Raw genomic sequence first — 25,826 nt, 5'->3', positions numbered from 1 at the left:
GCTCTCGTCTAAAGATGCAAAAACATAAACAAATGGGTCCAGTCCACTTTACTTTAAAATGCGTTATGGTTCACACTGGACTGACACTGGATGTGTATAATACCCATTGGACTGCAACTGGACTACACAAAAAGGTGATCGATATCGTCATGACCCCATCAAGCTCTACCTCACTTCAACAGCAGCGTATTCTGGGTTGTCTCTATGGACAAGCGGTGGGCGATGCCTTTGGCATGCCATCGGAGCTCTGGTCCCGCGAGAAGGTGCGTGCCTTCTTCGGCTGGATCCATGACTTCCTCGACGGCCCCGAGGAGAACATCGCCGCCAACGAATTCGTGCGCGGCCAGTTTACCGATGATACCAGCCAGATGGTTGCCCTGATGGATGCCATCATCGAGGAGCAGGGGGAGATCAAACCACTGACCATCGCCCGCCACATCATGAAGTGGGCCGAGGGGATCGACGCCTTTAGCAAAAATATTCTGGGCCCTACCTCCAAGGGAGCCCTGATCGCCCTGCAGCAGGGGATCCCCCTTGAGGAGATCCAGGCCAACGGCGTGACCAACGGCGCCCCGATGCGTATCGCCCCCATCGGCTGCCTGATGCCGACCAGTGACAAGGAGGCCTTTATCGAGGCCGTGCGCCTTGCCTGCGTGCCGACCCACAAGTCGGATATCGCCATCGCTGGCTCCGTAGTGATCGCCTGGGCCATCAGCCGCGCCATTGAAGGGGCCAAGTGGGCAACCATTCGTACCGAACTGCCCCCCCTCGCGCAAGAGGTGCAGAGCCGTTTCGCCTCCACCTTCAGCGCCTCCCTTGGCCGCCGCATCGAACTCGCCTTCACCGCTGTCGACAAAGCACCGACCATCGAATCGGGTCTGGACGATATCTATGACCTGATCGGTTCCGGCATGGATGTGATTGAATCTATCCCCGCCGCGCTGGGCATAGTGGAGCTCTCCGAAGGGGATCCCATGCTCTGCGCCCAGCTGTGCGCCAACCTTGGCGGCGATACCGACACCATAGGTGCCATGGCCACCGCCATCTGCGGTGCCCTCAGCGGCATCTCGGCCCTGCCGCTGGCAGCGCGCCAACTGATTGATCAAGCAAACCGGATTGACTTCGGCCCCTATGCCGAAGCCCTTGCTCACTATCGGCAACAGGACGTATGACTATGAGCCAGCAAGCAACCGAGATGCAGCCGGAACAGACTTCCAGCGGCATCGATCTCATCCCTCCCCACGAGCGAACCAAGCAACCGGCGGAGCTCTTCTTCGTCTGGTGTGCCGCCAATATCGGCATTCTGGGGGTCGTCTACGGCGCCGTGGTGGTCTCCTTTGGCCTCTCCTTCTGGCAATCGCTGCTGGCGGCGGTTGCCGGGGTCGCCTCTTTCGCGCTGGTGGGGATCACCAGCATGGCGGGCAAGCGCGGCCGCACCACCACCCTCACCCTCTCCCGCATCTGCTTTGGCAAGCGGGGCAATATCGCCCCCACCGCCTTCTGCTGGATCAACCTGATGGGCTGGGAAGCAGTCAATCTGGTCACCGGTACCCTGACGCTGGCGGCGCTGTTTTCCGCCATGGGGCTGGCGGAGTCCCACTGGATCACTGCCCTCTCCCTGCTGCTCTTTGGCGGCCTGACCGTGGTGGTCTCGCTGCTGGGGCAAAATACCGTGCTGATGATGCAGAAGTGGATCACCCGCACCTTCGGGGTGATGACCCTGATCGTGGTGCTCTATCTGATGGCCAACGCCAACTGGCAGGTGATCATGGCGCTCCCCTCCGGTGACTGGCTGACCGGCTTTCTGCCCGCCGTGTCGGTGATTGCCGCCGGTACCGGCATCAGCTGGGCCATCGCCGGCGCCGACTACAGCCGCGACCAGAGCGAAAAATCACGCCCCGGCACCATCTTCTCATCCGTGGTGGTGGGCGCCTCCCTGCCCCTCATCCTGCTGATGTTCGCCGGCATTCTGCTCACTGCCCAGATCCCCGATCTCGCCTCTACCGAGAACCCCATCGCGGCAATCGGCAAGCTGCTGCCGGCCTGGATGGCGATCCCCTATCTGGCCGCCGCGGTCGCCGGCATCGTCACCATCGCCGTGCTGAGCCTCTACTCCGCCAGCCTCAACCTGCTGAGCATGGGGGTCAAGCTGCGCCAGTCCCACGCCGTCATGCTGGATGCCGTGCTGGTCGTCGGCGTCGCGCTCTACGTGCTGTTTGTCTCCGGCGACTTCCTTGGCCCCTTTATCGCCTTCCTGATCTTCTGCGGCCTCTTCCTGGCCTCCTGGGCTGCCATCTTCATCCTCGATTATCTGGCGCTGCGCCGTCATCAGGGTTACGACTATCTGGCCCTCTACGGTGATACCGGGGTGCGCAAGGGGCCGCTGCTCTGCTGGCTCGCCGGCTCCATCAGCGGCCTGATGGTCACCAAGACCGGCTTTATCGACGGCCCGCTGGCCATCGGCGTCTTTGCCGACTCCAGCCTCGGCCTGTTTGTCTCGTTTGCCGTCAGTCTGGTGCTCTATGCCCTGCTGCTGCCCCGCATGAGGAGTCTCTGAGATGACTCCGCCCGTTCCGACCATGCCGGTCATGGTGATTGGCGCCGCCTTTGGCGACGTGATGCTGGAGATGAACCGCCTCCCCGTCTCAGGCGGCGATGAAGTAGCCCGCGAGAGCGGCCGCCAGATCGGTGGCTGTGCCTTCAACGTGGCTCGCGCCCTCGCCCGGCTCGGCGCCCCGGTGATCAACGGCATTACCGTCGGCCAAGGCAGCTGGGGAACGGCGGTGGAAGCAGCGATGGCAGCGGAGTCGCTGCCAGTCCAGTTGCGCGATCCGGCTCACGACAATGGCTGGTGTCTGGCACTGGTCGAGCCCGATGGCGAGCGCACCTTCATCACGGTGGAAGGGTGCGAGCAGTACTGGGATACCGCGGCACTGAGTCGTCTGCTACCAGCTGGCACAGGGTGGGTCTATGCCTCCGGCTACGAGCTGACCGGCACCCAGGGGGCGCCGCTGCTGGAGTGGTTGCTACAGCTGCCCGAGCGCATCACACCGTTCATCGATCCGGGCCCCCGCATCGGTGCTCTGACCGCTGACGAGATTGCCGCTCTGCTGGCCCGTGGCGCCCTCTTCTCCCTCAATCGTGAAGAGGCGGCCGTGCTGCTGGGGGCCCCCGCCAGCACAGCAACCGTGGCCAGCTTCTGCCGGCAACACAGGGCTGCTCTTATCGTGCGGGAAGATAAAGAGGGAGCACTGGTAGGCACCCCGGATGGTCAATGCCTGCGGGTACATCCCGTTGCGGTGACCCTCTGCGATACCGTCGGGGCGGGCGATGCCCACGGCGGCGGCACCCTGATGGGGCTCGCCAGCGGCCTGCCGTTGGCAGAGGCTGTTCGCCTCGGCAATCTGGTGGCCGCCATCGTGGTCAGCCGTCCCGGCGCCGATGGTGCACCAACCCGCGCTGAACTGGTCAATTACGACTTGCCTGTGATCACCGCTGCGTGATCGCTTTGGCCCGCTCCGGCACCACCGAAGCGGGCATTTTTTCAATGGCAGCAACCACTTCCCCCACACTGTTCACCCAACCCCTCTGTCACAGACGATTTGCGAAACTGAACCGGATCTTGACGGCACTTCACTTGGTGTTTTATTGACCAGAGGAGAGCTAGTATTATGAGCAGGTTCCCGATCAGTCAGAGAAGCGATCATGCAAATCAACTCAGCCTCCATGCCCATCATGCGCCCCGATTACGGCAAATATCCCTCTTATCCCGAGGTCACACCGGAGCAGATCAATCAGGCTCAAAACAAGGTGCTGGACAAGAAAGACGAGGTTGAAACTCAGCGTGAGGATCAGGCAACTGCCCGCCGCACCATGGCGGTCTCCTACTCGGCTGCGCAGCAGAACAAGGCGGTAGTCGAACGCTATATGGAAGCCAGCGATACAGAGAGCAACGAAAATAGCGGCCCGAGCGCCAGTGACGTCTATCAGGCGGCCAACCGCTACCAGCGCCAGCAGAACCTGAGTGACTACCTGCAATTCCAGCAGAGCCCGCTCGGCCAGCAGATGGGCAGTATGGTCGGTGAAGAGAAGCCCAAGGGCTCCCTGCTCGATATCACTGCCTGACAGACCAACATCCGCTAATGAAAAAGCCCTCTTCATGAGGGCTTTTTGCTATCAGTGAGATCCTTCCGCCACTTCGTCGGGCAGCTCGTCAAAGAGAGGATGGTAGAGCACCTCGCCCGCCACATTGGCAAGGCCACCCGGCTGCAGCTCCATCGCCATAAAGCACTCTGCCGGCACCTCGTAGATGCAGTGCAGGCCAAATTCGCTGGCGGGACGGAAACCGAAGCGACTGTAGTAGGCCGGATCGCCGAGCACCACCACCCCTTTCCAGTCCATCTCGAGCGCCGTATCAAGCCCTTCACGGATGAGATCGGAGCCAATCCCCTGCCCCTGCCAATCAGGATGCACCGCAACCGGTGCCAGCCCAAGCCAGGGCCCCTCGACACCGTTAATGGTGATCGGGCTTAGCATCAGGTGGCCCATGAACTCGTACTCTTCCTCTTCGACCATGGTCACCACGGCGGCACCACACTCGCGCAGACGGTTGACCAGCTCGGCCTCATCGGTGCGGCCAAAAGCGGCAGTGACCAGCTCATAGACCGGCAGCATGTCACCGGGGCGCTCGGTTCTCAACATCAGGTATTACTCCTCGTACAGCAGAGCGGCCATTATTCCACAAACTGCCTCCGCTCCTGAGCACCTTTGTCCAGAAATGGGAGGGTGCACTCAGGAAAACGTTCGGCAAACTGCTCTCGCAAGGCTCGCCAGTTGTCCGGTGCGGGCTGGGCCAGCACCCTCTGATAGGCACTCAGCAAGGAGGGGGAATTCCGCGCCAGCCGCGCAAACGTCCGCTCCGGCCCCGGATGCCAGCGGCCATCCAGCTCATCCATCAGCTCCGGCAACTCCACCAGCAACCTCATCAGGCGATGGCGCAGGGGGAGCGCGCTCTCAGCCGTCAATCCATCCCCATCGGCAAGTAGCCGACTGATCCAGCCAAGCCGCTCGCGCCGTTCTGTCAGCGTCAGCGAAGTGGGCCCTTGGCGCAGCAGTGCCGCGAATTGCAGCAACCACTCCAGCCCTATATCACCCTCATCCTTTAGCAGCAGACCACCGGCATGGTGGAACAGCTCGGGCTCTGCTGCCTCAAGCCGTGAGAGGGGATAGCAGTGCAACTGATATCCCTCGGCCTTCAGCTGCGGATCAGCAAATAGCCGAGCCTCGTCAGCATCCATGTCGGCCAGAAAGAGGGAGATGACGGGCAGCTTCGCTTCGCACACAGCCGGATCGCAGAGGATCACTACCGCGATCCGCTCATCCCGTTGCCATCTGACCAGCGCCTGCTGCAACGCACCAGTAATGGCTGGACGGCGATCCAGCCGCCAGTAGCGCACCTCGCACGGCTGATGGCCGTCAATCAGACGCAGCCCCTGCTCAACCATGCCAAGCTTGGCCATCACCCGGCCGGAAGCCAGATTCTGCGGCATATGGCGAGCCGTGATGGCGGGCAGATGCAGCTGGTCAAAGGCGAATGCCTTGACCAGTCTGGCCGCCCGGGTGGCAATGCCGCATCCCTGCCAGGGGACACCGACCCACCAGGCCAGCTCGCCATTCCAGTGCAGCGAGATGACGCCGACAAGGGGCGCTTCTGCCTCCCCTTGCGGCAAGGTGATGGCCCAGCTCCAGCCAAGGCCAAGCGCCGCTCTGCGCCAGCATAGGGCCAGCCAGTCGCGGGCCCCCTCCGGTGGATAGGGGTGGGGAATATTGAGGGTGTAGCGGGCGATCGCCTCATCGCTGCAATAGCGCACGATCTCTTGTTCATCCTCGGCGCACAGTGCCCGCAGTTGCAGTGGAGCATCGCAATCTTGTTCCCGTAAAGAGGGTATCCGCAGGCGACGCGCAAGCAGACGATTGAGCAGAGCACCCAGATCCGCGTGTGCATCCAGCGTCAGATCGGCGCCAACCGTCCCCAGCGTGAGCAGTCCCTGCTCCCGGGCCAGCGTCAGCAAGGAAGCTGAACCACTGAGAAGGATCTGCTGGGTAGGATCGGCGTGGTGTTGCGGCAACAAATCCCCATCAAGCCAGGTGGCCAGCAGGGCACCGGGACAGATCACGCCATCAGGGGTCAGACCTGCCCAGGGGGCGCTCTGGTGCTCGAGGGTGGTGGCAGCCTCCTTACCCAAGAGCAGCTGCCAGCGATGGCCCTGCTGCTGCCAGTGGCCCACCACCTCGTTCCAGTGGGGTTGCCACAGGCTCCCCTCGATCAACAGCTCCATCAGCCCGCCTGACAGGCCGCAGGCAGGCTCATGTGATGAGGATGCGCCTCGATGCGGGCAATCCAGTCACGAATGGCGGGCCACCCCTGCAGGGAGAAGATCCCCTCCTCCACCACATGGGTGTAGGCGTAGAGAGCGATATCGGCGATGGTCGGCGCCTCGCCGCACAGATAGGGGCTCTTTTTCAGTTGCTGCTCCATCACCGCCAGCGCCTTCTCGCCACCGGCCTTCAGCCCGTCGAGCCGCGCCTCCTGCGACTCGGGCCGCCCCAGATAACGAACGATAAAACGGGCCACCGCAATATAGGGCTCATGGCTGTACTGCTCGAAGAACATCCATTTGAGCACGTCGGCCTGCAGACGCGGATCGATCGGCCACAAAGACGAGCCCTGCGCCAGATAGAAGAGGATGGCATTGGATTCGGCCAGCAGATCGCCGGGAGCAAGCTCCAGTACCGGGATCTTGCCGTTGGGGTTCATCGCCAGAAAATCGGGGGTTTGAGTCTCCCCCGCCGCGATATCGACCGCCACCCACTCGAGGGGCAGTTCAAGCCAGCGCGCCAGCAACCACGCCTTGTAGCAGTTGCCGGAGCGCAGATCACCATGCAGACGCATGCACACTCCTTGTGAAAAACGGATTTGAGAAACCGGTCAGGGAGCCAGACGCTCGATATGCCAGCCATCCCCTTCACGGGTGTAGTAGAAACGGTCGTGCAGACGGTGTTCACCCCCCTGCCAGAATTCGACCGTCTCGATCACCACCCGAAAGCCGCCCCAGAAGCTCGGCAGCGGCACTTCGCCGTTGGCAAACTTCTGTTTGAGCTCGAGAAACTTGGCCTCCAGTACGCCGCGCGCCGAGATGCGGGTCGACTGTTTGGAGACCCAGGCGGCGATCTGGCTATCCTTGGGACGACTGTGGAAGTACTTCATCACCTCGAAGGTGCTCATCTTCTCCACCCGACCGGTCACATGCACCTGACGGTCGAGGGTGTGCCAGGGGAAGAGCAGGCTGATGCGGGGATTCCCCTCCAGCTGATGCGCCTTGCGACTGCCCATGTTGGTGTAGAAGACCATCCCCTGGGTGTCGTAGTGTTTGAGCAGCACGGTACGCTGCCACGGCTGGCCATCGGCATCCACGGTGGCAACCACCATGGCGGTGGGATCGGTCAGTTTGGCTTCGCAGGCCTGTGCCAACCACTTCTCGAACAGCTCAAGAGGCTCGGCGGGCAGATCGGCCCGATGCAGCCCGCCACGGGTATACTCCCGGCGCAGTTCAGCAACATCCATCATCTTGATTTTCCTTCAAATAAATAATGGTTCCACGACCATCAAGAGAATGATTGCAGGCATTGTGCGCCCGATAAAGCGGCCTTGTAAACCAGGTATCAGGGACAACATTTCCCCTGCCTTGGCCATCGGGTGCCTCTTTCGCTCATATTTCCGAGTCATTTCCCATGCCAATACAGTTGGCAAGTCGCACTACCGTAAATTTCCCTGAAATCAGGAATCGCGGCCGGTCAGCTGCTGCTCATTTATATGGAGCAACCGAGCCAGATACTGCATGACTCTCCGAATATCCACCTTGCACCGCATCCCCCTTCCACCTATCATTGCGCCGTTTGTCTGTTTCAGAATCATCCCGCAACCGGGGTGATTCATCTTTATCTGGCCAAGGTTAATCTCATGCTCAAATCCCCACTGTTGCCCCGTTTCGGGGATCTGGTCGTTGCCATTGTTGATGACGTGCTGGGCCAGGGTCTCACCCTGGATCGCGCCTATGCCCGTCACTTCTCCGGCATCGAACTCAAACCGCAAGAACAGGCAAGGATTGCCCTGGTCACCGGCGACCTGCTGCGTCGCCTGAGCCTCTACTGCGCACTGACCGGTATTCAGGTTCGTCAGGCCGAGAAGAACGTATGGCCGCTGCTGCACAGCTGGCACGCTTTCCACAAGATCCCCCAGCCCAACCACCCGACCCTTGATCGCTTCAACGAAGAGGCGTTCCGTCGCCGCCTGAACGAAGCCAAAAAGAACCCGGTGCTGATGGATGGCTGCCCGACCTGGCTGGAAAAACTCGGCAGCGAGCAGCTGGGCGAAGCCTGGCCGGCCGAGCGCGCAGCCCTGACCGCCATGCCCAAGCGCTACCTGCGGGTCAACACCCTCAAGTGCACCCGCGAGGAGCTGCAAGCCGCTCTGGCCAAAGAGCAGGTCAACACCGTGCCGGTAGCAGGGGTTGAGAGCGCACTCGAAGTCACTTCCGATGCCGCCCTGTTTCGCACCAACGCCTTTGCCGACGGCTGGTTCGAGCAACAGGATGCCGGCTCCCAGCACATCGCTGCCGCACTCGACGTCGCGCCCGGCATGCGGGTGATCGACGCCTGCGCCGGTGCCGGTGGCAAGACCCTGCATCTGGCCGCCATGATGAAAGGCAAAGGCCGCCTTCTGGCGATGGATGTGGAAGAGTGGAAGCTGGAGAACCTCAAGCAGCGAGCCCGCCGCGCCGGTGCCCACAACGTGGAGACCCGGGTCATCACCAGCAGCAAGACCGTCAAGCGCCTCAAAGAGAGCGCAGATCGCCTGCTGCTGGACGTCCCCTGCTCCGGTCTTGGCGTGCTCAAGCGCAATCCGGATGCCAAGTGGCGCGATACCGCCGAGCGTCTGCCGGTGCTGGTCGCTCTGCAGGAAGAGATCCTGCAGCGCTACAGCCAGATGGTGAAAGTGGGCGGCATGCTGGTTTACGCTACCTGCTCCATCCTGCCCGAGGAGAACCGCCAGCAGGTGGACAAGTTCCTCGCCGCCAACGAAAACTTCCGCCTGCTCGGTGATCACACCGTGAGCCCGGCGGCTACCGGTTTCGACGGTTTCTATCTGGCGCGCATCGAACGGATCGCCTAATCCAGAATGACCTGCTCCTTGCGCCCTTATCGCGCACGGCGGGTTCGATGAAAAAAGAGCGGCAGCCCTCGGGCTGCCGCTCTTTTTATTGATAAGGATCGCCGCGTCAGGACTCCAGCGCAGCAATCGCCTCTATCTCGATCTTCACATCCTTCGGCAGGCGGGCCACCTCCACGCAGGATCGTGCCGGATACATGGCATCGTGCTCGGTGAAGAAGTCGTTGTAGACCCGGTTGACCGCGGCAAAGTTGTTCAAATCCGAGACAAACACCGTGGTCTTGAAGATATTGCGCACCTCGCCGCCTGCCGCCTCGACAATCGCCTTGACGTTTTGCAGGGAGCGCAGGGTTTGCGCTTCGATACCCTCTGCAATATCACCGCTCACCGGGTCCAGCGGGATCTGGCCGGAGGTGTAGAGGATATTGCCAATCCGGGTGGCCTGCACATAGGGGCCGATGGCGCCCGGCGCCGTTTTGGTAGTGATAACCTGTCGCATCTGTTACTTCCTCGTGCTGACAAACAAAAAGTAGGCCCGGAGCAAGCCTGCTCACCCCGGGCATCAGAGTTACATCATGTTGGTGAAAGTTCTGGAGATGACGTCCTGCTGCTGCTCGCGGGTCAGGGCGTTGAAGCGCACCGCATAGCCGGAGACCCGGATGGTCAGGCTGGGGTATTTGTCCGGATTCTCGATGGCATCCAGCAGCATCTCGCGGTTCATCACGTTGACGTTGAGGTGCTGACCCCCTTCCACATCCCGCTCATGGTGGAAGTAGCCATCCATCAGCCCCACCAGATTGTTCTCGCGATTGGCGGGCTCCTTGCCGAGCGCCCCCGGCACGATGGAGAAGGTGTAGGAGATCCCGTCCTTGGCATATTTGAACGGCAGCTTGGCTACCGAGGCGAGCGAAGCGACCGCCCCCTTGCGATCCCGACCGTGCATCGGGTTGGCTCCCGGTGCAAACGGCGCACCGGCGCGGCGGCCATCCGGGGTGTTGCCGGTCTTCTGGCCATAGACCACGTTGGAGGTGATGGTCAGGATCGACTGGGTCGGCACCGCATTGCGGTAGGTCGGCAGCGCCTGGATCTTCTTCATGAAGCGCTCGACCAGATCGCAGGCGATAGAGTCGGCCCGCTCGTCGTTGTTGCCATACTGGGGATACTCCCCCTCAATCACGAAATCGACCGCCAGCCCGTCAGCATCGCGCACCGGCTGGACCCGGGCGTACTTGATGGCCGCCAGCGAATCGACCGCTACCGACAGACCGGCAATGCCACAGGCCATGGTGCGATAGACGTCGCGATCGTGCAGCGCCATCAGGGAGGCCTCGTAGCTGTACTTGTCGTGCATGTAGTGGATAAGGTTGAGCGCGCTGATGTACTGCACCGCCAGCCAGTCCATAAAGCTGTCGAGGCTGGCCATGACAGTGTCGTAATCCAGCACCTCGTCCATGATGGGCGCCACTTTCGGGCCGACCTGGATCTTCAGCTTCTCGTCCACCCCACCGTTGATGCAATAGAGCAGGGTCTTGGCCAGGTTGGCGCGGGCACCGAAGAACTGCATCTGCTTGCCGATCACCATGGGACTCACGCAGCAGGCGATGGCGTAATCATCGCTCTCGAAATCGGTGCGCATCAGGTCATCATTCTCATACTGCAGGGATGAGGTATCGATGGAGACGCGAGCCGCATAGGTCTTGAAGGCCCGCGGCAGCCCTTCCGCCCAGAGGATGGTGAGGTTGGGCTCGGGCGCCGGCCCCATGGTCTTGAGGGTGTGGAGGTAGCGGAAGGAGTTTTTGGTCACCAGAGTACGGCCGTCCAGCCCCATACCACCGATCACCTCGGTCGCCCAGATGGGGTCACCGGAGAAGAGGGAGTCAAACTCGGGAGTACGCAGGAAGCGTACCATGCGGATCTTCATGATGAAGTGATCGACCAGCTCCTGGGCATCCTGCTCACTGATGAGCCCCGCCTTCAGATCCCGCTCGATATAGATGTCGAGGAAGGTGGCGGTACGACCGAGGGACATAGCACCACCGTTTTGCGACTTCACCGCCGCCAGATAGGCAAAGTAGAGCCACTGGACTGCCTGCTGGGCAGTGCGTGCCGGCCCGGAGATGTCAAAGCCGTAGTTGGCCGCCATCTGCTTGATCTGCACCAGTGCCCGCTTGTGCTCGGCCAGCTCCTCGCGCTGGCGGATCACCTGCTCCAGCTGCTCCCCCCGCTCAAGAGCCGGTTGCAGATCGGCAAACTGCAGCTCACGCTCACGGATTAGATAATCTATGCCATAGAGCGCTACCCGACGATAATCTCCGATAATGCGACCACGGCCGTAACCATCCGGCAATCCGGTCAAAATCCCTGATTTTCGGCAGCGCAACATCTCGGGAGAGTAGACGTCGAACACTCCCTGATTATGGGTTTTTCGCAATTCGCTGAAGGTGTATTCAAATTCGGGATCCATCTCCCGGCCATATGCTTCAAAAGAGCTTCTGATCATATTTACGCCGCCAAACGGGTGCAGCGCTCTTTTAAGGGGCTTGTCGGTTTGCAGGCCAACGATTTTTTCCAGCCCCTGCTCGATATAACCCGGCCCGTGGGCGGTGATTGTGGTGGCAATATTGGTATCAAAATCAACAGGCGCGTGGGTGGCATTCTCGATGCGGATCCCCTCCATCACCTTGTTCCACAAGGTAGTGGTCGCTTCGGTCGCATCAGCTAAAAACTGTTCGTCACCTTCATAGGGGGTATAGTTCTGCTGGATAAAATCACGGACGTTAATCTCATGCTTCCAGTTCTCACCGGCAAACCCTTGCCATGCCTGACGGAATTTATCCTGATCCAATTGCATATCAACTTTCATCAAATAAACCTCATTCACTACTCATGACACTACAGTGGAAAATGTCAGACGCACTCGGCCTGACGAACCTGCTGCCCCAGACGAATGGCATCCAGCGCGATCATTTTCTCTTCATTGGTGGGAATAACCGCCGCCAGCACCATGGACTCTGCCGCCGAAATTACCCGGCAGCCCTCGCTATTGGGACGCTGGTTAAACGGCTCGCTGATCGCTACGCCAAATACCTGAAGTCGTTCGCATACCAGCTTTCTGATAAAGGCCGAGTTCTCGCCGATCCCGCCGGTGAAGATAACGGCATCCAGCCGGCGCAATGAGGTGGCATGGCCGCCGATATGGCGGGCAATACGATGGACAAAAGCGTGAATGGCCAATTTTGCCCCGGGATGTCCTTCGTGATAGGCAGCTTCCAATACCCGCATATCCGAGGAGAGCCCCGAAATACCCAGCAGGCCGGACTGCTTGTTCAATACCCGCTCGATATCCTCGATGGATTGACCCGTCTTGCTGGCGATATAGGCCAGCGCGCCAAAATCGATATCACCGCTGCGGCTGCCCATGATCAGCCCCTCCAGCGGCGTCATCCCCATCGAGGTATCGACGCTCTTGCCATCCTGTACCGCACAAATAGAGGCGCCATTGCCCAGATGGGCGATGACCAGACCGGCATGCTGCTCATCCAGCCCCATGAATACGCAGGCCTGCTCGGCCACATAGCGATGGGAGGTGCCATGGAAGCCATAGCGGCGCACGCCGTAATCCTGCAGATATTGATAAGGCAGCGCATAGATATAGGCTTCCGGCTTCAGGGTCTGGTGAAAGCCGGTATCAAATACCGCAATCTGGGGCTGGTCGGGAAATAGCTGGCGGGCGGCCATCACGCCGCTCAAATTGGCGTGGTTGTGCAGCGGGGCCAGTGGCGAGACCTGCCTGATTTTGGCCAGTACCCGCTCGTCAATGATGGCCGCTTCGCTGAACTCATTGCCGCCATGGGCAATGCGATGGCCCACTAGGGTGATGGCATCGAGCAAACCGCGCAGTTTCAGCTCTTCTGCAATCGCCGCCAATGCGCAGCTATGGTTGTTTTCCGGCAAGGGAGTGGCCGGGTTTTTATCAATTTTCAGCTGGGGATGTTCGGTCTCGATACCATCGGCCATGCCGGAGATCACCACCTCGCAGGTTTTACTATCCAGTACCGAGAATTTGACCGACGAAGAGCCGCAATTGATAACCAGAACCAACGAATCAAACTTCATTACATCGCCTCGATATTTATGATGTCGAGTCACTGCTGTCAGAACATATTTACCACTGTGTGGTGGCCAAATAACGGATAGCCTTGCCCTGGGCCCAAATAATTGGACCAACCAAGAACCGGTTATTACGCGCTTCTGACTACGCCATGCAGACCCCGCCAAAGGGTCAGGGTCTGAATGGCTGGTGACTTGCAGAAAAGGTTTTCAGAACAACTTGGAAACAATATTCAGGATGGTCAGCACACCGATGATGGTGACAAACACGTTGCTGGCCTGGCCTTTATATTTGGCCAGCGCAGGTGTTTTGTTGACGGCATACATCGGCAGCAGACAGAGCAGGGAAGCGATGATCGGCGCCCCCATTGCCTCAATCAGGTCGAGGATGTTGGGGTTCACATAAGCGACCAGCCAGGTCGAGCCCATGATGAACAACATACTGACCATGTTGAGTTTTTTACTGGAAACCTTGCTCTTGTCGCCCTGGTAGCCAAAGCGGAGGATGAGGCCGTTCAACCCTTCCAGCGTCCCCAGATAGTGGCCGAAGAAGGATTTGAAGATGGCAACCAGCGCAATGATGGAAGCCGCATACTCCAGGGTGGTGGCAAATGCAGACTTGCTACCAGCCAGCGAGGAGAAGTGGTTGGCCAGATAGGAGAGCACCGGAATATTCTGGGCCTTGGCTTCCGCCATATTTTGCGGCGACAGGGTAAAGAGGCAGCTGAAGGCAAAGAACATCACCACGGCCACCATCAGCATGCTGGCACCGGAGATAATCTTCGAGCAGCGCTTCTCGGTAAAATCACGACCGAACTCCTGCTCATACTCTTCCCGTTTGGAGACGATGAAAGAGGAGACAATCGGTGAGAAGTTGAAGGAGAAGACCATGATGGAGATCCCCAACCAGACGGTGACCAGAATACCGTCGTGACCGAACATCGATATCTCGCTCAGATTGACCTGATCAAAGACGGCACTGTTCCAGTAAGGAACGAGGGAGAGAGAGATGACCACCAGGCTGGCGATGAAAGGAAATACCAGATAGCTCATCACACGAACCATCAGATCCTTGCCGAAATAGATCACGAAGGCCATCAACAGCAGCAGCCCAAGGGCGACAACACCCCGATTGAGCGGCGCCATTTGCAGTTGATGCTCCCAGAATGCCATGAAGGTATTGGTGATCGTCACACCATATATCCACAGCAGTGGGCAGATGGCAAAGAAATAGAGGAAGGTAATCACTACCCCACCCATTTTGCCAAAATGCTCTTCAACGGTCTCGGTAATATTTGCCGATGGATTGCTGCCAGAAAGACATAATCTGGCCAACGCTCTGTGGCAATAAAATGCAATAGGGTAAGCCAGCACCAGCATGATTAATATTGGTATCAGGCCACCATATCCGGCTCGAATGGGGAAAAATAGAACACCTGCACCGATCGCTGTACCAAATAGACCGAGTCCCCAGGTTGTATCCGACTTACGCCATGCTTTGACACTCTCTTTACTGCTGCTAACGACACTATCCAATATCATGACTGTATTCCTTACAGGCTAAATTGACGGATATTGTTCTGTTCGATAATTTCGGCGATCCGGGTCAGGTCAATATTGCCACCCGAAATAATGCTGACGGTCTTTTTGCCTTCGACATAATGTTTCAGTTTGCCGCTCAGTAGCGCTGCCGAGGCCAGAGCTCCCGCCCCTTCGGTAATCACCTTGTTGCGCTGAATCAGGTCCACCATGCTGTGGCGAATATCATCTTCAGTGACCAAAACGATGTCATCGACCAGCTCTTTGACAATTTCATAGGTCAGGGTGCCGGGTCTTGCCACGTCACAGCCATCAGCCAGCGTGCTGCTGGTTCTGTGATTGGTAATGGTACCTGCGTAGTATGAAGCCGCCATGCCGTGGACATTCTCCGACTGCACTCCAATCACACGGATAGTCGGGTTGATGGATTTGATGGCCATGGCAACACCGGCAATCAGACCACCGCCGCCAATCGGCACTATGATGTTGTCCACATCATAGAGATCCTCGATGATTTCCAGACCAATGGTGCCCTGACCGGCAATCACTTTTGCATCGTCGAAGGGGGGGATAAATACGCGGCCTTCCATTTCCACGATTTCACTGACTTTGGCAATGGTGTCATTGAAACTATTGCCATGCAGAATAACTTCCGCCGAATAATCGCTGGTTGCAGCAATTTTTGATTTTGGTGCACAGCAAGGCATGACCACCTTGGCATCAATTCCCAGCATGGCACTGGACAAAGATACCCCCTGCGCGTGATTACCGGCAGAGCAGGCGACAACACCTTTTTGACGATCCTCCAGACTTAATGAACTGAGTTTGTTGAAGGCACCGCGAATTTTAAAAGAGCCTGTACGTTGCATGTTTTCAAGCTTGAGGTAAACCTCGCCATGGCAACGTTCGCTGATGTAGTTAGAGGGTAATTGCGCGGTCTTGTATATATGGTTGGTCAGTCTTTTTTTGGCTTCGGTAATATCATGAAGACCAATGGGCAGATTGCTATACATCTTCATCGCAAATCTCTTTTTATTTATTAATTTGTAGGGTTTTATTTCACTGGGCGAAGCGATACTAGGTTCTATCACTTGCAATTAATGTGAGCATAAACACAAAAAAATCTACAAAGAGACTGCGTTACGGTGAAATTATCAAAAAATGTGATGGCAGCAACACTTGAATCCAAATGGATTAAAAAAAGTAATCAGAGATTGGCGAACAATATAATTAACAACTTCAACACAAAGCAGCAAAGATTAGATTTTTCAGGGCAATTGCGTTGCTTTTTGCAACCGGCAATCAGTTGCTTGCCTGCCAGAACCGGGACAATAAAAAAGGGAGCCTGTGTGGCTCCCTCTCGACAACACCGGACCGATTACTCGGCTGCAGCATCATCTTTCTTGTACTTGGCAGCAGTCTCTTTGATCAGAGCCTGCAGCTCGCCAGCCTGGAACATCTCGATCATGATGTCGCAGCCACCAATCAGCTCGCCCTCAACCCACAGCTGCGGGAAGGTCGGCCAGTTGGCAAATTTCGGCAATTCAGCGCGGATATCCGGGTTTTGCAGGATATCAACATATGCAAACGGCTCACCGCAGGACATCAGCGCCTGGGAGGCCTGGGCAGAGAAGCCACAGCTGGGTAGCTTGGGAGAGCCCTTCATGTAGATGATGATGGGGTTGTCAGCCAGCTGCTGCTTGATCTTTTCGATAGTTTCCATAGATGCCTCACTAGAGCAATGATGGCGGCCATTCTACTGCAATCTGGCCCGATCACAACCGGACAAAGGGCAAGAACGGCACGAATCGCTGCCAGAATAGACAGATGATTGATCCTGATCATGGCGCCAATCAAGGGTTGTTAGCCCATCTTTGATACTGCTACAATCCCTTGGCTTTGGACTTTCCTGTCCCACCATTTTAAAAACAACTCTTTTCACATTGGAAAAGAGTACGCAATGTCTTGCAACCGTCGCGCTCGCACGGTCCAGCCAATGGAGAGTAGAAAATGGCATTCGAACTTCCCGCTCTGCCCTATGCAATCAATGCTCTGGAACCGCACATCTCCCAAGAGACCCTGGAATACCACCACGGCAAGCACCACAACACCTACGTGGTCAATCTGAACAATCTGGTGCCGGGTACCGAGTTTGAAGGCAAGTCTCTGGAAGAGATCATCAAGACCTCCACTGGTGGTGTCTTCAACAACGCAGCCCAAATCTGGAACCACACTTTCTACTGGCACTGCCTCTCCCCGAACGGCGGTGGCGAACCGACTGGCGCACTGGCTGAAGCCATCAACAAAGCATTCGGCTCCTTCGCAGAGTTCAAGGATGCCTTCACCAAGTCTGCCATCGGCAACTTCGGTTCAAGCTGGACCTGGCTGGTGAAGAAGGCTGACGGCTCTCTGGCCATCGTCAACACTTCCAACGCTGGCTGCCCGCTGACTGAAGCCGGTACCACCCCGCTGCTGACTGTTGATCTGTGGGAGCACGCCTACTACATCGACTTCCGCAACCTGCGTCCGAAGTACATGGAAACCTTCTGGGCTCTGGTTAACTGGGAATTCGTGGCCAAGAACCTGGCGGCCTGATAACGGCTCCTCTTCTTGCCAAAACGCCTCGCACCTGCGAGGCGTTTTTTATATCTGTGTAGCAGCACAACAGAGATGAAAAAGGCGCCATAAGGCGCCTTTTTCAGGTCATCAGACAACCAGTCTACTGGTCATCTATCTCGTCCATATACTGGTCGAGATTGGCATCATCAGACTGCTCCTGCTTCGTCTCCTTGAGCTCGGCTTTCTTGCCCGTCACCTTGCTCTGGTTGTACTGCAAGTAGAAATCTTTGGTCAATGCATAAGGATCGAGCGAGTTGTCGATGATCCGTTCCTGATCGATCAGCTTGGAGCGGGAGCCAAGGCCATCGAGCGCCCAGTGCACCACTCGCAGTGGCAAGGTCAATAAGGCGTAGGGGAAGTAGATGGTATCGACCGTATCACCTACCAGCTTGCGGGTCGTGGTCGGGCCATAGACCGGCACCATCAGGTAGGCACCTTCGCCAATATCCGCCTTGCCCAGTACGGTATCCATCTCCAGCTTGTCGCGCTCAAGACCGGCATGTTTGGCTACATCGAAAATACCCAGCAGGCCGACCGTGGTGTTGAGGGTAAAACGACCCAGGTTGACCCCTGCCCCCTTCAAATCACCGGTGATAAGGTGGTTGACCATGCTGCTCGGTTCGTTGAAGTTCTCCACCAGATTTTCGATGCCATCCTTCATCCCCTGCGGTACGTAACGGGCATAGCCGTGCACCACGGGCCGGGCGACATAGGGCTCCAGCACATCGTAGTTAACTGCCCACATGGCCCGGTTTGGCCCCTGGAAGGGGTCACGAGGATCTGCTGCCGTACTGGTTGCTCCCGGATGATTCATTCCAGGATTGAGATCAAGGCTCTCTGGCCCCGGTTTGGGTGGGCCACCGGCGCAGCCAGCCAGCAACAGGGCTGACAGCAAGGCCCCTGCACGAAGATACATATGGAAGTCCCGACGTTTTATTTTGATTTATCAGAAGTATAGATAACCCGGCCGCCCTCCGGTGGCCGGGTTATCAAAGGACATATTAGAGGGCGTGATCGATACGGATGTCAATCGGAGCGCTTGGAATATCTGCACTCTTGATCGGTGCTGATACCCCTTCAAAGGCTCCCTCCTTGTTCATGACGTTGCCGCCACGGGAGAGACGAGCCTTGAATTGCAGCTCGGGATAGGAAGCCAGCTTGCTCCCTGCCATCATGGCATCGCCATCACCCAGCGAGAGCGTCACAGGCAGAGTGGGCCCTGCAATACGCTTGACGGCAATCGGCATGGGCGGCCCGTTGGGCACCACGGCAAACACGAAGAGATAGGCATCTTCCGGCATCTGAATACCAGCCGCCAGCGAGATATGGATCGGGAACTCGCCCTGCTTCACCTCAAGCTGAGTTTGCTGGTTATCCCTAGCATCCACTGCGCCAGAAGGCGTCACCGCCATACCACGTTGCTTGAGCTGCGCCCTGGCATAATCCATGGAGCGCTCGACCATCACATAGCGGGGAGAGCCCTTCTCCATCAGCGGCAGCATCGCCTGCCAGCGATCAAGGGCGGTCTGGAAGTCCTCTTTTTGCAGCGCCATGAACGCGTAGACAGAGCGCGCCTCGATGTTGCCCGGCTCCTGAGCGATGGCAGCCTGCAACAAAGCATCGGCTTGTGCCTCATCCCCCGTCATCATCAGCGCTTGGGCGTAGGGAACAGCCACCAGCGATTTTTGCGGGGCCAGCTTGTACGCTCGCTCCAGCGCGTCGTTGGCCATCTCGGGATCGTTGCCATCCAGCGCCAAGCGCCCCAACAGCAGCCAGCCACGGTAGTCGTTCGGTTCGTCCTTGAGACGGGTACGCAGCCCCAATGTAAAGTCGAGCAGATCCTGTTCGGTCACCTTGGCATCGCGCTCCACCAGAATACGGTTACTCAGCTCGCCAAGACGACTGTTGGCATCCTGCCAGCGGCTCACCTCCTGCCAGCTGCCCAGCTTGAAGTAGAGGCCCAGACTCACCACCACCAGCACCACCACACCCGGGATCCAGATCAGACTCTTGCCGCTGCGGGCGGTCTGCTCCACATCGGGAATGTCGTCCAACAGGCTGCGCTGCAACTCGATAAGCGAATCGGGCTCCTCGGCAAGCACCCCCTGTTCGCGCTCCTCGCCGATCTCCAGCAGACGCTGGCGATAGAGCTGCTTGTTGAGGGCCGAACGGCTGATGCTCTGCTTGCCTTCACCACGCCACAACGGTACGACCAGCGCCAGACTCACCAATACCAGCAGGGCCGCAATCACAATCCAAAAAGCGGTCATTGTTTCTCTTCCTCTTTGAGCAGCTCGGCGAGCCGGCGCTGCTCCTCTTCGCTCAGGGCGCTATCCACGGGCTTGGCTGCAGCCACTGGTCGCCGGCTGCGCATCACCACCACACCCAGGCCGATGACGATGACCAGCAGCGGGCCAAGCCAGAGGATCAGGGTGGATGCCATCAACGGCGGGTTATAGAGGATAAAGTTGCCGTAGCGGGCCACCATGTAATCCACTATTTCATCCTTGTCCTTGCCCTGACGCACCATCTGGTAGGTCTTGTCGCGCAGATCCTTGGCCAGCCCCGCATTGGAGTCGGCGATATCCTGGTTCTGACACTTGGGGCAACGCAGCTCCCTGGTCAGCTCGCGAAAGACCTGCTCCTGATTGTCATTGTCGAAGGTATAGACATCGATGGCGGCCATGGCCGGCACTTGCACCACCCATCCCAGCAACAGCAGCAGGGAAGCAATTAACACTCTCATCAGAACGCCCCTCACTTCATGGCATCAAAGATGGGTTTGAGGGTCGATGCCCAGTTTTCGGGGTTGATATCCCCGACGTGGCGATAACGGATGATCCCCTTGCTGTCGATGAAGAAGGTCTCCGGCGCGCCGTATACCCCCAAATCCAGCCCCAGCATGCCGTCCGGATCATAGAGATTGATCTGGTAGGGATTGCCCAGCTCCGCCAGCCACTTGATCGCCTTGTTGCGCTCATCCTTGTAGTTCATGCCGACGATGTAGATCCCCTGCCCCGCCAGCTCCTTGAGATAGGTGTGTTCGCCATAGCAGGTCGGGCACCAGGTAGCCCAGACGTTGAGCAGCATGGGACGACCGGTCAGGATGCTGCGATCGTGCTGTTTGTTCAGCTCGTAAATGTCCTGCAGGGTGAACACCGGCACCTCTTTGCCCACCATCACGGATTCGAGTTTGGTGGGGTCAGAGTACAGCCCCTTGAACAGAAAGACAGCGCCCAGCACAAAGACGATAAAGGGAATTAAAAACAGCCAGGTCTTGCGATTCATGCCTTGCTCTCCTCCTCACGACGGCCAAAACGGTAGCGCTTGTCCAGCATCGCCAGCACGCCGCCGATAGCCATAAAGACGCCGCCAAACCAGATCCAGCGCACAAAAGGCTTGTAGTAAATCCGCACCGCCCAGGCACCGTTGTCGAGTTGTTCGCCAAGGGCGGCGTAAAGGTCACGGGTAATGCCGGCATCGATGGCCGCCTCGGTCATCGGCATTCGGGTCACCTTGTACATCCGCTTCTCCGGCTTGAGCAGGGCCACCTGCTTGCCATCCTTGTGCACTTCCAGCACGCCTTTGAAACCGTCGTAGTTGGGGCCGTTCTTCTCCTTGATGCCGGTGAAGACAAACTCGTAATCGGCAAAATGGATTCGATCCCCCGCCTGCATCCGCAAATCTTTCTCGATGCTGTAGTTCTGGGTACAGGCGATGCCGATGATGCTGACTGCCAACCCAACGTGCCCCAGGATCATGGCCCAGTGGCTATTGCCCAGCTTGCGAACTCCGATGGCAAAGCTGTGCTTGTGGGTAGCGCGCGCCCAGGTCTCCTGCGCACTGGTGACGATAATCCAGGCGCCAAGACCGACCCCCAATGCCGCCCACGGCTTGAATGTCTCGGCAAGGGTCAGCGGCAGCAGGAAGGCCGCAGCCAGACTCAGGAGCAGCGCAATCACGACCTTGCTCTTGAGCTCGCCCAGCTCCTGGCGGCGCCAGCGAAACAGCGGGCCAATCCCCAGCAGCAGGGCAAACGGAATGATCAGCCAGCTGTAGATGTGGTTGAAGAAGGGAGTACCGATGGAGATACTGCCCAGCCCTAGCTCCTTGTGTACCAGCGGCAGCAGGGTGCCAAGCAGCACGGTCAACAGACCCGCCACCAGCATGATGTTGTTGCAAAGCAGCAGGGTCTCGCGGCTCCACAGCTCATGCTTGCCATGGCTCTTCACTTGCGAGCCCTTGAAGGCAAACAGCAGCAAGGATGAGCCGATTACCGCCAGCAGGAAGCCCAGAATGAACAAACCTCGGGTCGGGTCGGAGGCAAACGCATGCACCGAGACCAGCACGCCTGAGCGCACAAGGAAGGTGCCGAGCAGGCTCAGGGAGAAAGCGGAGAGCGCCAGCAGCACGGTCCACGCCTTGAAGGTGGCGCGCTTTTCACTCACCGCCAGTGAGTGCAGCAGGGCGGTACCCGCCAGCCAGGGCATGAAGGAGGCGTTTTCTACCGGATCCCAGAACCACCAGCCACCCCAGCCGAGCTCGTAATAGGCCCACCAAGAGCCCAGCACGATCCCCAGCGTCAGGAATACCCAGGCAGCCATGGTCCATGGACGGGACCAGCGCGCCCAGGTCGCATCGAGGCGGCCGGTCATCAGGGACGCGATGGCAAAAGCAAATGCAACCGAGAAGCCCACATACCCCATGTAGAGCATCGGCGGGTGGAAGATGAGACCCGGATCCTGCAACAACGGGTTGAGGTCGCGGCCATCTACCGGGAAGTAAGGCAAGGTGCGAATGAAGGGGTCGGAAGTAAACAGCACGAAGGCGGTAAAACCGACCGAGATGAGGCCCAGTACGCCGAGTACCCGCGCTACCGCGTCGAGCGGCAGACGACGGCTGAACATGGCGACGGCCGCAGTCCAGCCCCCCAGCGTCAGCACCCACAGCAGCAGAGAGCCCTCATGGGCCCCCCATACGGCAGAGATACGATAAGCGAGTGGCAGCAGGCTGTTGGAGTTGGTGGCCACATACTGCACGGTGAAGTCGTTGTCGATAAATGCCCAGGTCAGGCAGAGGAACGACAGCAACAACAACAGGAACTGGGCATAAGCAAGCGGACGGGCCGCCGACATCATGCCAAGGCGCCCCCAGCTGGCGCCAAGCAGCGGGTAGCTGCCCAGTAATATGGCGGTGGCAAAGGCCAGGATCAGTGCAAACTGTCCTAATTCCGGGATCATTGCTTGCTCCCCTTCAACTGCGCCTCGGTATATTGCGGCTTGAAGTGCATGCCGTTGGTGGCATCGGCCACTTCCGGCGGCATGTACTTCTCATCGTGCTTGGCCAGCACCTCGAAGGCCTCGACTGTAGTGGCATCCTTCAGGGTGCCTTGTGCCACGATGCCCTGCCCTTCGCGGAACAGATCCGGCAGGATGCCGTCATACTCCACCGTCACCAGATGACCGCCGTTATCCACCAGCTTGAAGGCTACCTTGAGGCTCTGGGGATCCCGTTGAACCGAGCCGGGCACAACCAGCCCACCGATGCGCAGACGCTGTCCCTCTTCCGGCTTGATCTTGTCCGGCCCTTTCCCTTCCACCAACTCGCTCGGTGTGTAGAAGAGATCGATGTTCTGACTCAGGGCATAGAGCACCAGCCCACAGACGGTTGCGAGCCCCAGCGTGATGGCCAGGATAATGGTGAGGCGTTTTTTACGTCTCGGATTCATAGGGTGTTCTCCATCTGCTGGGCCGCCTTGCGACGAGCCTCGCGTGCCTGCTTGCTGCGCAATTCGCCCAGCAGGCTGCGGGTTTTCATACGGGTGGAAATGACGATACCGATGAGGCAGACCAGAGTCAGGCCAAAGGAGAGCCAGACATAGAAGGCGTATCCGCCCATCGCCAGGAAGTCACTGAAAGAGGCAAAGTGCATGCTTACTTCTCCTGCTCGGCTATCTCTTTGACCCAGGGACGGTGCCACTCCCGCATCAAGAGTTCGTTTCTAAAGCGCATCAGGGTCAACGCACCGAGGAAAGTGGCAAACGCCAGGATCATGACGAGCAGCGGCCACAACATGTCGGAAGAGATGGAGGGTTTGGCAAACTTGGTGATGGTGGCCCCCTGATGCAGGGTGTTCCACCACTCCACCGAGTAGTGAATGATGGGCAGATTGATCACCCCGACCAGCGCCAGAATACCGGCCGCACGACCAGCCAGCACCTTGTCGCTAAAGGCGTTGTAGAGGGCAATGACGCCGAGGTAGAGGAACAGCAAAATCAGCTCGGAGGTGAGACGGGCATCCCAGACCCACCAGGTTCCCCACATGGGCTTGCCCCAGGCCGCACCGGTAAAAAGAGCGATAAAGGTAAAGATGGCACCGACCGGAGCAATGGCTGCTACCGTCATGTCCGCCATCCGCAGCTGCCATACCAGTCCGATAAACGCAGCAATCGCCATGGTGGAATAAGCCCCCATGGAGAGGATGGCAGCAGGGACGTGGATATAGATGATCCGGAAGGAGTCACCCTGCTGATAATCTGCCGGGGCAAAGGCCAACCCCCAGACAGAACCGATGATGAACGAAAGCAGACTAATCACCGCAAACCAGGGAAGCAGGGTACCAGCCAACTGATAGGCCCGCTCCGGTTTGGCATAAGGGTGCAACCATTTCCACATAGCTCACAAAACCTTTTTGTTATTAATCATTTGGCGAGGCCTACCATACCGACCGCAGGGCTTCATCAAATACCCCGAAAGCAATAAGCGGCGCACTCCTTGATCCATCGCAACTTAATTTTCCCAACATTGCCCCATACGAGGCTTGTTACTCTTGCGCCAACACCATCAGTTGAGGCTGACTCGCAAAGCCGCCGACACCGCCAGCGGGGTCAGTGTCAATGCTCCGACCAGCATGGCTGCCAGAATGGCAAGCTGACCCCCGTAAGGCAGCCCAATCCCGGCCGCATCGATTGCCGAGGTCGCAAAAATCAGCACCGGGATATAAAGCGGCAGGATCAGCAGACTGAGCAATACCCCTCCTTTGCGCAAGCCAACAGTCAGGGCGACGCCGATGGCACCGAGCAGGCTCAATACCGGTGTCCCCAGCGCCAGTGTCGCCACCACCGCCAAATAACTCTGCATATCGAGGGAGAGCAAAATCGCGATAAGCGGCGAGATGAGCAACAGCGGCAAACCGGTCAGCAGCCAGTGAGCGACCACTTTCGCCAGCGCCAGCAGACCCAGAGGGTGAGGCATCAACATCATCTGCTCCAGCGAGCCATCGCTAAAGTCATCGCGAAATAGCCGCTCCAGCGACAACATGGCCGCCAGCAAAGCGGCAACCCAGATGATGCCGGGAGCGATACGAGCCAGCAGTTTCGGCTCAGGGCCAATTCCCAGCGGGAAGAGCGTGATGACAATCAGGAAAAACCAGAGCGGGTTGAGAATGTCGGAACGCTGGCGCAGCGCGATCAACAGTTCACGTCGAATGAGATGAATGACGGCACGCAGCATGGTGTCACTCCTGCATCATGGGGGTCAGTGACAGGGTCTTGAGGCGCCCCTGCATCAGGGTGAGATCCTGATGGGTAGTGAGGATCACCATGCCACCCCGATCGGCATGGGCCAGAAAGAGTTGCTCCAGCACCTTGACCCCCTGTTTATCGATAGCGGTGAAGGGCTCATCCAGGATCCAGAGCGAAGGCTGGTTGCAGAGCCACAAGCGGGCGAGTGCTACGCGTCGCTGCTGACCTGCTGAGAGCTGACCGGTGGGGTTATCCTCAAAACCGGCCAGACCAACTCGAGCCAAAATCTGCCACAAGTCGCTCTCAGTCTGCGCTGAATGATGAAGTTGCTGATAAAAAGTCAGATTTTCAAAGGGGGTCAGGGCTGCTTTTACCCCGGGTTGATGACCCAGATAGAGCAAACTGGCGTGATACTCGTCGCGGCAAGTGCGAATATTCTCCCCATTCCAGAGCACTTCACCAGAAAAGGGTTGTGAGAGGCCAGTCAGCAAACGCAACAGACTGGTTTTGCCAACCCCGTTGGGGCCTTCTATTTGCACCAGATCGCCGGGTGAAACCGTAAAGGAGAGATGTTCAAACAGAGTGCGATCTTCACGCACGCAGCTCAGATTGTTGACTTGAAGCAGCATGAGGATGTTATCAAATAGAATTAAGCGGCCTGCATCTTAACACAGTATTGGGATACGTCGTTTCATAGATGCAACAATTGGCGCAAGTCGCGATGGTGATCGCGAAAAGAGGTAAAGGGGATGTCGATATGGCTCTGATCTGTTCCCGTCACTACATATAAAATAAAGGAAGGCATGA

Annotated in this window: 26 protein-coding genes; 6 read left to right on the top strand and 20 right to left on the bottom strand. The window is 58.1% G+C overall.

Features of this window, described 5'->3' with window-relative positions:
- Window positions 1-149 precede the first annotated feature (149 nt).
- The 4 genes from NOM67_RS10555 to NOM67_RS10540 all read left to right on the top strand — a co-directional run bounded on the left by NOM67_RS10555 (window position 150) and on the right by NOM67_RS10540 (window position 4,125).
- Window positions 150-1,172 carry an ADP-ribosylglycohydrolase family protein gene (locus NOM67_RS10555; RefSeq protein ID WP_033114417.1) on the top strand — a complete coding sequence of 341 codons (1,023 nt, stop codon included), beginning with the start codon at window positions 150-152 and terminating at the stop codon, window positions 1,170-1,172.
- A gap of 2 nt (window positions 1,173-1,174) precedes the next feature.
- Window positions 1,175-2,557, top strand: a complete 1,383-nt coding sequence (locus NOM67_RS10550) for a cytosine permease (protein ID WP_043850381.1) — start codon at window positions 1,175-1,177, stop codon at window positions 2,555-2,557.
- 1 nt (window position 2,558) lies between these two features.
- Window positions 2,559-3,503 (top strand): PfkB family carbohydrate kinase, encoded by a 945-nt coding sequence (locus tag NOM67_RS10545; protein ID WP_255936826.1) that lies wholly within the window; start codon window positions 2,559-2,561, stop codon window positions 3,501-3,503.
- A gap of 202 nt (window positions 3,504-3,705) precedes the next feature.
- The gene (locus tag NOM67_RS10540; RefSeq protein WP_041208885.1) at window positions 3,706-4,125 is read left to right on the top strand and encodes a hypothetical protein; all 420 of its coding nucleotides are present in this window, start codon (window positions 3,706-3,708) and stop codon (window positions 4,123-4,125) included.
- A gap of 51 nt (window positions 4,126-4,176) precedes the next feature.
- Here the strand turns inward: NOM67_RS10540 and NOM67_RS10535 are convergent, their stop codons facing one another.
- Genes NOM67_RS10535 through pdxH form a run of 4 tightly spaced genes read right to left on the bottom strand, consistent with a single transcriptional unit; the run spans window position 4,177 to window position 7,627 of the window.
- Window positions 4,177-4,701, bottom strand: coding sequence for a GNAT family N-acetyltransferase (locus tag NOM67_RS10535; protein WP_033114421.1), 525 nt, complete (start codon window positions 4,699-4,701; stop codon window positions 4,177-4,179).
- A gap of 32 nt (window positions 4,702-4,733) precedes the next feature.
- Window positions 4,734-6,338: a GNAT family N-acetyltransferase gene (locus tag NOM67_RS10530; protein WP_255936823.1), complete on the bottom strand. Its 1,605-nt coding sequence runs from the start codon at window positions 6,336-6,338 to the stop codon at window positions 4,734-4,736.
- Window positions 6,338-6,952: a glutathione S-transferase family protein gene (locus NOM67_RS10525; protein WP_255936821.1), complete on the bottom strand. Its 615-nt coding sequence runs from the start codon at window positions 6,950-6,952 to the stop codon at window positions 6,338-6,340. Before NOM67_RS10525 ends, NOM67_RS10530 begins: the two co-directional genes overlap by 1 nt.
- A gap of 36 nt (window positions 6,953-6,988) precedes the next feature.
- Window positions 6,989-7,627 carry a pyridoxamine 5'-phosphate oxidase gene (gene pdxH, locus NOM67_RS10520; protein WP_255936820.1) on the bottom strand — a complete coding sequence of 213 codons (639 nt, stop codon included), beginning with the start codon at window positions 7,625-7,627 and terminating at the stop codon, window positions 6,989-6,991.
- A 393-nt stretch (window positions 7,628-8,020) separates the two neighbouring features.
- Here pdxH and NOM67_RS10515 point away from each other — a divergent pair, with 393 nt between their 5' ends.
- Complete coding sequence (locus NOM67_RS10515) at window positions 8,021-9,232, top strand: RsmB/NOP family class I SAM-dependent RNA methyltransferase (protein ID WP_043850373.1); 1,212 nt, start codon at window positions 8,021-8,023, stop codon at window positions 9,230-9,232.
- Window positions 9,233-9,338: 106 nt separating this feature from the next.
- Here the strand turns inward: NOM67_RS10515 and NOM67_RS10510 are convergent, their stop codons facing one another.
- From NOM67_RS10510 to NOM67_RS10485, 6 genes are all read right to left on the bottom strand, one after another.
- On the bottom strand, window positions 9,339-9,728 hold the full coding sequence (locus tag NOM67_RS10510) for a RidA family protein (RefSeq protein WP_255936818.1): 390 nt from the start codon (window positions 9,726-9,728) through the stop codon (window positions 9,339-9,341).
- A 69-nt stretch (window positions 9,729-9,797) separates the two neighbouring features.
- Window positions 9,798-12,092 carry a formate C-acetyltransferase gene (pflB, locus tag NOM67_RS10505; RefSeq protein WP_255936816.1) on the bottom strand — a complete coding sequence of 765 codons (2,295 nt, stop codon included), beginning with the start codon at window positions 12,090-12,092 and terminating at the stop codon, window positions 9,798-9,800.
- 44 nt (window positions 12,093-12,136) lie between these two features.
- Window positions 12,137-13,345, bottom strand: coding sequence for a propionate kinase (gene tdcD, locus NOM67_RS10500; protein ID WP_041208893.1), 1,209 nt, complete (start codon window positions 13,343-13,345; stop codon window positions 12,137-12,139).
- A gap of 204 nt (window positions 13,346-13,549) precedes the next feature.
- Window positions 13,550-14,881, bottom strand: a complete 1,332-nt coding sequence (gene tdcC, locus NOM67_RS10495; RefSeq protein WP_041208894.1) for a threonine/serine transporter TdcC — start codon at window positions 14,879-14,881, stop codon at window positions 13,550-13,552.
- A gap of 11 nt (window positions 14,882-14,892) precedes the next feature.
- A complete protein-coding gene (gene tdcB, locus NOM67_RS10490) occupies window positions 14,893-15,897 on the bottom strand; it encodes a bifunctional threonine ammonia-lyase/L-serine ammonia-lyase TdcB (RefSeq protein WP_041208895.1) in 1,005 nt (334 codons plus the stop codon).
- A 359-nt stretch (window positions 15,898-16,256) separates the two neighbouring features.
- Window positions 16,257-16,601 (bottom strand): Grx4 family monothiol glutaredoxin, encoded by a 345-nt coding sequence (locus tag NOM67_RS10485; protein ID WP_005353650.1) that lies wholly within the window; start codon window positions 16,599-16,601, stop codon window positions 16,257-16,259.
- A 287-nt stretch (window positions 16,602-16,888) separates the two neighbouring features.
- Between NOM67_RS10485 and sodB the strand changes: the two genes are divergently transcribed.
- Window positions 16,889-17,473 (top strand): superoxide dismutase [Fe], encoded by a 585-nt coding sequence (gene sodB / locus NOM67_RS10480; RefSeq protein ID WP_185226742.1) that lies wholly within the window; start codon window positions 16,889-16,891, stop codon window positions 17,471-17,473.
- 124 nt (window positions 17,474-17,597) lie between these two features.
- On the opposite strand, the gene NOM67_RS10475 is transcribed toward sodB, so the two are convergent.
- The 10 genes from NOM67_RS10475 to ccmA all read right to left on the bottom strand — a co-directional run bounded on the left by NOM67_RS10475 (window position 17,598) and on the right by ccmA (window position 25,648).
- Window positions 17,598-18,413, bottom strand: coding sequence for a VacJ family lipoprotein (locus NOM67_RS10475; protein WP_041208896.1), 816 nt, complete (start codon window positions 18,411-18,413; stop codon window positions 17,598-17,600).
- A gap of 85 nt (window positions 18,414-18,498) precedes the next feature.
- Window positions 18,499-19,767, bottom strand: a complete 1,269-nt coding sequence (ccmI, locus tag NOM67_RS10470; protein WP_203975430.1) for a c-type cytochrome biogenesis protein CcmI — start codon at window positions 19,765-19,767, stop codon at window positions 18,499-18,501.
- On the bottom strand, window positions 19,764-20,243 hold the full coding sequence (locus NOM67_RS10465; RefSeq protein WP_203975428.1) for a cytochrome c-type biogenesis protein: 480 nt from the start codon (window positions 20,241-20,243) through the stop codon (window positions 19,764-19,766). Before NOM67_RS10465 ends, ccmI begins: the two co-directional genes overlap by 4 nt.
- A gap of 11 nt (window positions 20,244-20,254) precedes the next feature.
- Window positions 20,255-20,785: a DsbE family thiol:disulfide interchange protein gene (locus NOM67_RS10460; RefSeq protein ID WP_255936763.1), complete on the bottom strand. Its 531-nt coding sequence runs from the start codon at window positions 20,783-20,785 to the stop codon at window positions 20,255-20,257.
- Window positions 20,782-22,737: a heme lyase CcmF/NrfE family subunit gene (locus NOM67_RS10455; protein WP_255936760.1), complete on the bottom strand. Its 1,956-nt coding sequence runs from the start codon at window positions 22,735-22,737 to the stop codon at window positions 20,782-20,784. The genes NOM67_RS10460 and NOM67_RS10455 overlap by 4 nt, the downstream gene beginning before the upstream one ends.
- Window positions 22,734-23,225, bottom strand: coding sequence for a cytochrome c maturation protein CcmE (gene ccmE / locus NOM67_RS10450; protein ID WP_033114435.1), 492 nt, complete (start codon window positions 23,223-23,225; stop codon window positions 22,734-22,736). Before ccmE ends, NOM67_RS10455 begins: the two co-directional genes overlap by 4 nt.
- Window positions 23,222-23,428, bottom strand: coding sequence for a heme exporter protein CcmD (gene ccmD, locus NOM67_RS10445; RefSeq protein ID WP_033114436.1), 207 nt, complete (start codon window positions 23,426-23,428; stop codon window positions 23,222-23,224). The genes ccmE and ccmD overlap by 4 nt, the downstream gene beginning before the upstream one ends.
- Window positions 23,429-23,430: 2 nt before the next feature.
- Window positions 23,431-24,171: a heme ABC transporter permease gene (locus NOM67_RS10440; RefSeq protein WP_041208901.1), complete on the bottom strand. Its 741-nt coding sequence runs from the start codon at window positions 24,169-24,171 to the stop codon at window positions 23,431-23,433.
- Window positions 24,172-24,339: 168 nt separating this feature from the next.
- Complete coding sequence (ccmB, locus tag NOM67_RS10435) at window positions 24,340-25,008, bottom strand: heme exporter protein CcmB (RefSeq protein WP_255936753.1); 669 nt, start codon at window positions 25,006-25,008, stop codon at window positions 24,340-24,342.
- Window positions 25,009-25,012: 4 nt separating this feature from the next.
- Window positions 25,013-25,648: a cytochrome c biogenesis heme-transporting ATPase CcmA gene (gene ccmA / locus NOM67_RS10430; protein WP_255936751.1), complete on the bottom strand. Its 636-nt coding sequence runs from the start codon at window positions 25,646-25,648 to the stop codon at window positions 25,013-25,015.
- Between the last annotated feature and the right edge of the window lie 178 nt (window positions 25,649-25,826).

This window comes from Aeromonas sp. SG16, from assembly GCF_024436135.1.
GTDB classification, from domain to species: Bacteria; Pseudomonadota; Gammaproteobacteria; order Enterobacterales; family Aeromonadaceae; genus Aeromonas; species Aeromonas jandaei.
This window is presented reverse-complemented; position numbering and strand designations above follow the sequence as displayed.

Excerpts from the sequence above, each read along its gene's own strand:
- ccmB (WP_255936753.1), bottom strand. The coding sequence starts at position 25,008 with ATGCTGCGTGCCGTCATTCATCTCATTCGACGTGAACTGTTGATCGCG.
- NOM67_RS10460 (WP_255936763.1), bottom strand. The coding sequence starts at position 20,785 with ATGAATCGCAAGACCTGGCTGTTTTTAATTCCCTTTATCGTCTTTGTG.
- ccmI (WP_203975430.1), bottom strand. The coding sequence starts at position 19,767 with ATGACCGCTTTTTGGATTGTGATTGCGGCCCTGCTGGTATTGGTGAGT.
- NOM67_RS10515 (WP_043850373.1), top strand. The coding sequence starts at position 8,021 with ATGCTCAAATCCCCACTGTTGCCCCGTTTCGGGGATCTGGTCGTTGCC.
- NOM67_RS10545 (WP_255936826.1), top strand. The coding sequence starts at position 2,559 with ATGACTCCGCCCGTTCCGACCATGCCGGTCATGGTGATTGGCGCCGCC.
- NOM67_RS10555 (WP_033114417.1), top strand. The coding sequence starts at position 150 with ATGACCCCATCAAGCTCTACCTCACTTCAACAGCAGCGTATTCTGGGT.
- NOM67_RS10475 (WP_041208896.1), bottom strand. The coding sequence starts at position 18,413 with ATGTATCTTCGTGCAGGGGCCTTGCTGTCAGCCCTGTTGCTGGCTGGC.
- tdcD (WP_041208893.1), bottom strand. The coding sequence starts at position 13,345 with ATGAAGTTTGATTCGTTGGTTCTGGTTATCAATTGCGGCTCTTCGTCG.
- tdcB (WP_041208895.1), bottom strand. The coding sequence starts at position 15,897 with ATGAAGATGTATAGCAATCTGCCCATTGGTCTTCATGATATTACCGAA.
- NOM67_RS10440 (WP_041208901.1), bottom strand. The coding sequence starts at position 24,171 with ATGTGGAAATGGTTGCACCCTTATGCCAAACCGGAGCGGGCCTATCAG.
- NOM67_RS10525 (WP_255936821.1), bottom strand. The coding sequence starts at position 6,952 with ATGCGTCTGCATGGTGATCTGCGCTCCGGCAACTGCTACAAGGCGTGG.
- ccmA (WP_255936751.1), bottom strand. The coding sequence starts at position 25,648 with ATGCTGCTTCAAGTCAACAATCTGAGCTGCGTGCGTGAAGATCGCACT.
- tdcC (WP_041208894.1), bottom strand. The coding sequence starts at position 14,881 with ATGATATTGGATAGTGTCGTTAGCAGCAGTAAAGAGAGTGTCAAAGCA.
- NOM67_RS10530 (WP_255936823.1), bottom strand. The coding sequence starts at position 6,338 with ATGGAGCTGTTGATCGAGGGGAGCCTGTGGCAACCCCACTGGAACGAG.
- NOM67_RS10550 (WP_043850381.1), top strand. The coding sequence starts at position 1,175 with ATGAGCCAGCAAGCAACCGAGATGCAGCCGGAACAGACTTCCAGCGGC.
- ccmD (WP_033114436.1), bottom strand. The coding sequence starts at position 23,428 with ATGCACTTTGCCTCTTTCAGTGACTTCCTGGCGATGGGCGGATACGCC.
- pflB (WP_255936816.1), bottom strand. The coding sequence starts at position 12,092 with ATGAAAGTTGATATGCAATTGGATCAGGATAAATTCCGTCAGGCATGG.
- NOM67_RS10510 (WP_255936818.1), bottom strand. The coding sequence starts at position 9,728 with ATGCGACAGGTTATCACTACCAAAACGGCGCCGGGCGCCATCGGCCCC.
- pdxH (WP_255936820.1), bottom strand. The coding sequence starts at position 7,627 with ATGATGGATGTTGCTGAACTGCGCCGGGAGTATACCCGTGGCGGGCTG.
- NOM67_RS10540 (WP_041208885.1), top strand. The coding sequence starts at position 3,706 with ATGCAAATCAACTCAGCCTCCATGCCCATCATGCGCCCCGATTACGGC.
- NOM67_RS10465 (WP_203975428.1), bottom strand. The coding sequence starts at position 20,243 with ATGAGAGTGTTAATTGCTTCCCTGCTGCTGTTGCTGGGATGGGTGGTG.
- NOM67_RS10455 (WP_255936760.1), bottom strand. The coding sequence starts at position 22,737 with ATGATCCCGGAATTAGGACAGTTTGCACTGATCCTGGCCTTTGCCACC.
- NOM67_RS10535 (WP_033114421.1), bottom strand. The coding sequence starts at position 4,701 with ATGTTGAGAACCGAGCGCCCCGGTGACATGCTGCCGGTCTATGAGCTG.
- ccmE (WP_033114435.1), bottom strand. The coding sequence starts at position 23,225 with ATGAATCCGAGACGTAAAAAACGCCTCACCATTATCCTGGCCATCACG.
- NOM67_RS10485 (WP_005353650.1), bottom strand. The coding sequence starts at position 16,601 with ATGGAAACTATCGAAAAGATCAAGCAGCAGCTGGCTGACAACCCCATC.
- sodB (WP_185226742.1), top strand. The coding sequence starts at position 16,889 with ATGGCATTCGAACTTCCCGCTCTGCCCTATGCAATCAATGCTCTGGAA.